Source organism: Psychrobacter sp. P11G3 (assembly GCF_001435845.1).
In the GTDB taxonomy this organism is placed as follows: Bacteria; Pseudomonadota; Gammaproteobacteria; order Pseudomonadales; family Moraxellaceae; genus Psychrobacter.
Window position 1 is genome coordinate 1 of record NZ_CM003600.1, and the last position, 5,562, is coordinate 5,562.

The window sequence follows — 5,562 nt, forward strand, 5'->3', positions numbered from 1 at the left end:
TTTATTACTTATCCACAACTAAAAATGCTTTTAATGCTTTTAAATGCTTTTAAATGCTTTTAAGCAAGCTGTATCTACCGAAAATAAAGGGGTTCAGACCTCATTAATAGACGTTTATACCGTTATAAATGGACGTTTATACCGTTATAAATGGACGTTTATACCGTTATAAATGGACGTCTATGCCGTATTAATTGACACATTATTATTTGACTATTAATTGACATTATATATAATAGTCTTTTTAACTAAAAATGATTAAAGGCAGGGAAGCTTATGAATAATAAGAAAAAAAATGGTGGGCAAGACTTAGTTGTTAAATCAAATCGAATTATCACAGCTTTTCAAAACCTATCTTTAACTGAGATGTGTTTAATACAGCTAGCTATTGTTGATGCAAGAGAGACAGAGCAAGGGTTAGGGTTCAATAAGCCTTTGTCTATAAGTGCGAAAAGATATGCTGAAGTTTTTAATATACAAATTGATACTGCCTATAAGGTATTAGCTCAGGCTGGGAAAGGCTTGAGAGCGCGCTATTTTACGTTTTCAGATGGTACTGGTAGTAAGGTTGAGACAAACTGGGTTCAACAAGTCAGGTATGTTAAAAGTGAGGGTCGCATTGAGATCATTTTTACTGTTGCCGTTATTAACGAGATTACTCGTTTAGGTTCACACTTTACACAATATGACCTAGAGTTCATCGCCACGCTTAACAGTGTTTACTCTGTGCGTTTGTATGAGCTGACAGTAAAATGGTTAAGTGCGAAGAAATCAGAAGTGTTTGATTACGCACTATTGCGAGGTCAGCTAGGAATTGGTATCAATGAATATAAAAATATGGGAGATTTTAAAAAACGTGTTCTTGATTTAGCAGTTAAAGAGATAAATGAGAAAACAAATATCAGAGTTAAATATAGTAATGTAAAACAAGGTCGAACAATCATAGGCTTTGCGTTTACTGTGCATGAAAAGCCTAAAGCTAACAAGACAAACAAAAAGCCCAACGCTGATACTGGCAATATGTTTACGATAGACGGACTATCAGATAAACAGTTGTGGCGTATCAGTCGGCATAAAGAGTTTATAAGCACATACAGTAGTCTGGCCAAAGGTGACGCTGGTAAGAACTGGTCAGCGTATAGTGATTTCATAGTTAGTGAGATCAAAAAAGACGCTTCTAGATTCAGTAAGAAACGCCCTATACGCGAATATTTAGATGGAAATGAAGCAGACTATGACTTCTCAAGGTAACGACAAAAACCGACCACTTAAAACAGACTGATATAGGTGGTTCCTTTATGCCAGTCTGTTTTAAGTGGTCTATTAATAGGTTTGAGGGGCGAAATAACTAGTTTCTTTGAGGTATAGCCTAAAAAAATTAAGGTGAACATAAAAAATGACAGAAGATCATCATTATATTTCTCATAAAACTATGGTTAATCTATTAAACGATTTATCGCCCTTTAATTATGCTTATTTTCATGGGTTTTTTGCAATTTTTTTCACTTCTTTAATACTAGGCTCCAAGTTCAAAAACTATCAAGGTATTACCCCCTTTGCACAATCAATGGAATTAGCTTCGGGTAGAATAAGGTTACTGAACGATGTAGTTCTACTATATTTTGTATTAATATTTTTTATAATTACTCTCACTTATTTCATGAAAGGGGTCTCAAACAAAGTTGTCAGGGAATTTAAACTAGCAGCAAAAAACCCAGATAAGTTAAATCATGCAGTCGGTGAAAATCCCAAAAGAACTATTCTTATAACTGCATTAATATTACTTTTTATAAATATAGGTTGGTTTATGTTCTTTGGCTTTACCTCAGCGGGAAACTCAAGAATCATGAGAAGCTTTCTAGTGGGTTCTGAATATTTCATTATAATAAATATTTTCTTAGGTTTTCTGTCAAACTTTTATCTATTAGTCTATTCATTAGTAATGATGGAAGGACGAAAGCACGTCGTATTCTCACGCTAAGCCCATATATGGTAAATAAAAATAATGATCCAAAAGCTCACTACATGTACACAACGAAGTACACCGAGATTACCTAAATAACTCAATATACCGATACCACTAGCCTATAGCCTAGGATTCAAGTCCTCACTAGGGAACCGAACCAAGGAAGGAGCCTGCTTGGTTCGCCATAAATATGCTTAAAAAAATATATCAATGAACCATGTTACCAACCAGCCAAACTCTCTTAGACTTACAATTAGCGTTTGGTGGATATTTCCATTTTAAATTTTCTTCATTTACCAGTGAGTAATCAGCAGAAGATCCTCCAACAGTGACTACATCTCCAATCTTAAATTTTTCATTACTTACTCTGTTGTAAATAACGAAGGGATTCTGCTCCCATTCTAGGTTCGGATTAACTATTACCACTAACATATCACCCATAAATAAACAGCCATTTATAACATTAAGGGTTCCCCTGTAAGCTGCCGCATCTCCATCTCTAGAATCTGTTTCAATAGCAGTGACATAAACCATGTTTTCAGATTTTCTCTCACTGAGCTTACTAGAATTTAATAGAGATTCATTGTAATTAGAAAAATTTTGATCTTCGTTAGCAGAGGGTTGACATCCGCTAACGAAGAAAATGGCTACTATAGCTGCATATAATTTTATTCTAATTGCCATATATTCCATCCTGCTGTTAAGTAATCAAGAGACATGTATAAGAAACCACTACGATAGAAACTGTCTGTTGGAATCCTTTTTCTCTTAAATGCTGTGACATATATAAGCTCTCAAATTGTTAAAGTGTTTCAGAGTCTGCTTTGGTTTCATTGTTATTTTCAATGTTAACCTTACCACCAAGCCCCTTTACTAAATCTGCCATTAAATCCTTATCCGTCTGTCTGTTCAAAAAACCTAATAGATTGTTAGCTGTATATTCCTTTAAGCCATTTACTGAATCATTCTCTAAAACATCTACCAAAAAGGCACCCAGTAGAATTTTTTGTCGTGTCAGCTTCTTATCTAACTTCTGTCTCTCCCTATTTATCTTTAGCTCAAGATCATTAATCTTCTGCTGTTCTTTTAAATCATTACCACCTAGTAAGCTCATACCTTCCTCCTAAAATATCAAATTACCTATTTACCCGACTATAGCAACTCCGCCAGACTCTAACAATCTATTATGATATAGTTAATTGACGGATGGTTGAGTCCCACTGACTAAGTGCGAGTTTTCGACTTCACAAATGTTTACTTCCTTCGGTCGTACATTTGTGAAGTCAAACGTCGGCAGGGGCAAAGCCCCCACACCCCCGCACTACGAAAAGACGTAGTGCTAAAAAGCAAAAGCATGAGTGTTTGAAAATGGCTATTTTTCTCGCATCGACTAAATCAATATCACGAGGTAGCGGACAAAGTGCTGTTGCTTCTGCTAGTTATCGAGCAGGGGAAAAATTAAAGGATGAGCGTTACGGTAAGACGCATGATTACTCTAAACGCTCAGGTGTCATGAGTGCCGATATTATTTTGCCGTCAGCATTAGCTGATGCAGGCGTTACTATTGATCGTAGCGATTTATGGAATAAAGCAGAGAGCGCCGAAAAAAGAAAAGATGCGCGAGTGGCTAGAGAGTGGTTGGTCAATTTACCGCATGAGTTAAGCGAACAAGATCGCAAAGACATAGCACATAGGTTCGCCCAGACCCTAGCGGATCGTTACGACACGATTGCTGACTGTGCTATTCACAAACCAACTCAAAGAGAGATTGAGCGCGGTGCTGACCCTCGTAACTTTCATGCTCATATCATGTTTACTACTCGTAAAGCCGTAATAGGTAATGACAACGAGATTGTATTGACTGACAAAGCCGATATTGAGTTGTCCGATACGAAGCGTCGTCAGCTTGGATTTGAGATAGAACGAGTCAATGATGAGCTTAGGGAAATTCGTCAGCTGTGGGAACAGATTGCTAATGAGAAGTTAGCTGAGCATAAGCACGATTTAATAGATTGCCGTAGCTATGCAGACCAAGGCAAAGATATTGAGCCGCAGCTTAAAATGGGTTCGGTTGCGACCAAGCTAGAGCGTGACGCATACGAAAAGGCTAAAAAAGAAGCTTTAGATAATGAGCAGGAATTTACTGGCATCGCACCAGTGACGATCCGTGGTGAGATTAACGCTATGATCGCGGAGCGTAATAGCCTGGTGCTAGAAGCGTCTAACAAAATTGAGAGAGAAAACAGTGAACGAATTAATCGAACAAAACGAATCATTGATGCAAACGCAGACAGAGTTAGAGACACAGAATCAATCATTGACCGAGTTAGTCGAAGGCTTGGAGAAAGCACTGACAGAGTTAGAGACACAGAATCAATCATTGAGACAACACAACGAGTCGTTGATGCAAATGCAGACAGAGTTAGAGACGCAAAATCAGCAAATGATTGGGCAGCTGAACGATGCAAAAACCTACCAAAGGCAACTAATGGAGCAATTGAAGCTATCGAGAGAACGCTTCAAAGAATTGATGAAAACGCAGTCAGATCTAAGAACACAGTATCAGCAATTAGTGGAACATCAGAAATCAATGACAACACGAAACAACGAGCTGAAAATAGCAAATCAGAAGCTGCGAGAGTCAACAACAGCATTGCAGCAAGAGCAAAACCAGCCCCAAGCCCCTTTGACAACGAATACGAAAGAGCCTTTCATGAGCGAAAAAGACAAATTGATCAAAAAACTAGAGACGCAGCTCGACAAGCTCTTGAAGCAGAACAAAATACTAGAAGAATACAAGCTGATACGCTAGACAAGAAAAAGGTTCTAGCTTACCGACTGCTTATGCGCAATCAAGACAGTAAGAGGTTAAGTAAAGGACGTAACGAAAAATCGGAACATTACCCAGAAAAGTTCGATTATCGACAAATTGCCATACTTAATGAATTCGCTCACTCTCTAGGTATTCATACAATTGAGAAAGAGTATCTAGAAAAATACGAGCTAGTCGTTGGTATGCTTAGCCTTGAGGTCATGCAAAACAACCTAGCTGCTATAAATATATTAGTAGATAACCAAAAAGAAAGATCTCACCATCAAACTGTTACAGCAGACTTTTATGATTTTATCGCTAAGCTAGACAGACAAAGAGCTGAACAGGTACAACAGCATCAAACAAGATTAGGTAGGAATGATACTAGCAGAGTGACTGCGACAATAATAACAGCTCAACCTTATCTAGCTGCACTGACTAAATATGCAAATAACAGTGAAAAAACAGACGAAAGCAGAGCATTAGCAGAACAACATATCAATCAGACTATTAGACTGACAGCTAAGCAATACGAGGTTGCTTACAAAGGACTGAATACTTTAATGAGCAATGATAGCGTCCAGAAGCACGTTAGAGAGCTTGGAGACAGTTTAGGTAGATTTACTACTGATTACGCTGAAAAGTTATCTGGCGATGATTTAAGAAGCATTAATAACGATTTAAAAGTCATTGATAGAGGGATAGATACAGGTAATGTAAATGATAGTAGAGATAATCCATCACCAAATTTCTAATTATACATACCTCTATTTTTTCTTTTTCT

The 5,562-nt window shown here is 37.4% G+C and carries 5 protein-coding genes; 3 read left to right on the top strand and 2 right to left on the bottom strand.

Annotated features, from left to right (window positions below; translation table 11 throughout):
• Positions 1-276 precede the first annotated feature (276 nt).
• Both repM and AK824_RS13325 read left to right on the top strand, forming a co-directional pair.
• The gene (gene repM / locus AK824_RS13320) at positions 277-1,251 is read left to right on the top strand and encodes a replication initiation protein RepM (RefSeq protein ID WP_057762756.1); all 975 of its coding nucleotides are present in this window, start codon (positions 277-279) and stop codon (positions 1,249-1,251) included.
• Between the two features lie 145 nt (positions 1,252-1,396).
• Positions 1,397-1,981: a hypothetical protein gene (locus AK824_RS13325; RefSeq protein ID WP_057762758.1), complete on the top strand. Its 585-nt coding sequence runs from the start codon at positions 1,397-1,399 to the stop codon at positions 1,979-1,981.
• Between the two features lie 192 nt (positions 1,982-2,173).
• Here the strand turns inward: AK824_RS13325 and AK824_RS13330 are convergent, their stop codons facing one another.
• Both AK824_RS13330 and AK824_RS13335 read right to left on the bottom strand, forming a co-directional pair.
• Positions 2,174-2,650 (bottom strand): hypothetical protein, encoded by a 477-nt coding sequence (locus AK824_RS13330; RefSeq protein ID WP_057762762.1) that lies wholly within the window; start codon positions 2,648-2,650, stop codon positions 2,174-2,176.
• A gap of 118 nt (positions 2,651-2,768) precedes the next feature.
• Entirely contained in the window at positions 2,769-3,080 is a 312-nt protein-coding gene (locus tag AK824_RS13335; protein ID WP_082624706.1) for a mobilization protein MobS, read from the bottom strand.
• Between the two features lie 254 nt (positions 3,081-3,334).
• On the opposite strand from AK824_RS13335, the gene AK824_RS13340 reads away from it, so the two are divergent.
• Positions 3,335-5,533, top strand: a complete 2,199-nt coding sequence (locus AK824_RS13340; RefSeq protein ID WP_057762765.1) for a MobA/MobL family protein — start codon at positions 3,335-3,337, stop codon at positions 5,531-5,533.
• The last annotated feature ends 29 nt before the right edge of the window (positions 5,534-5,562 follow it).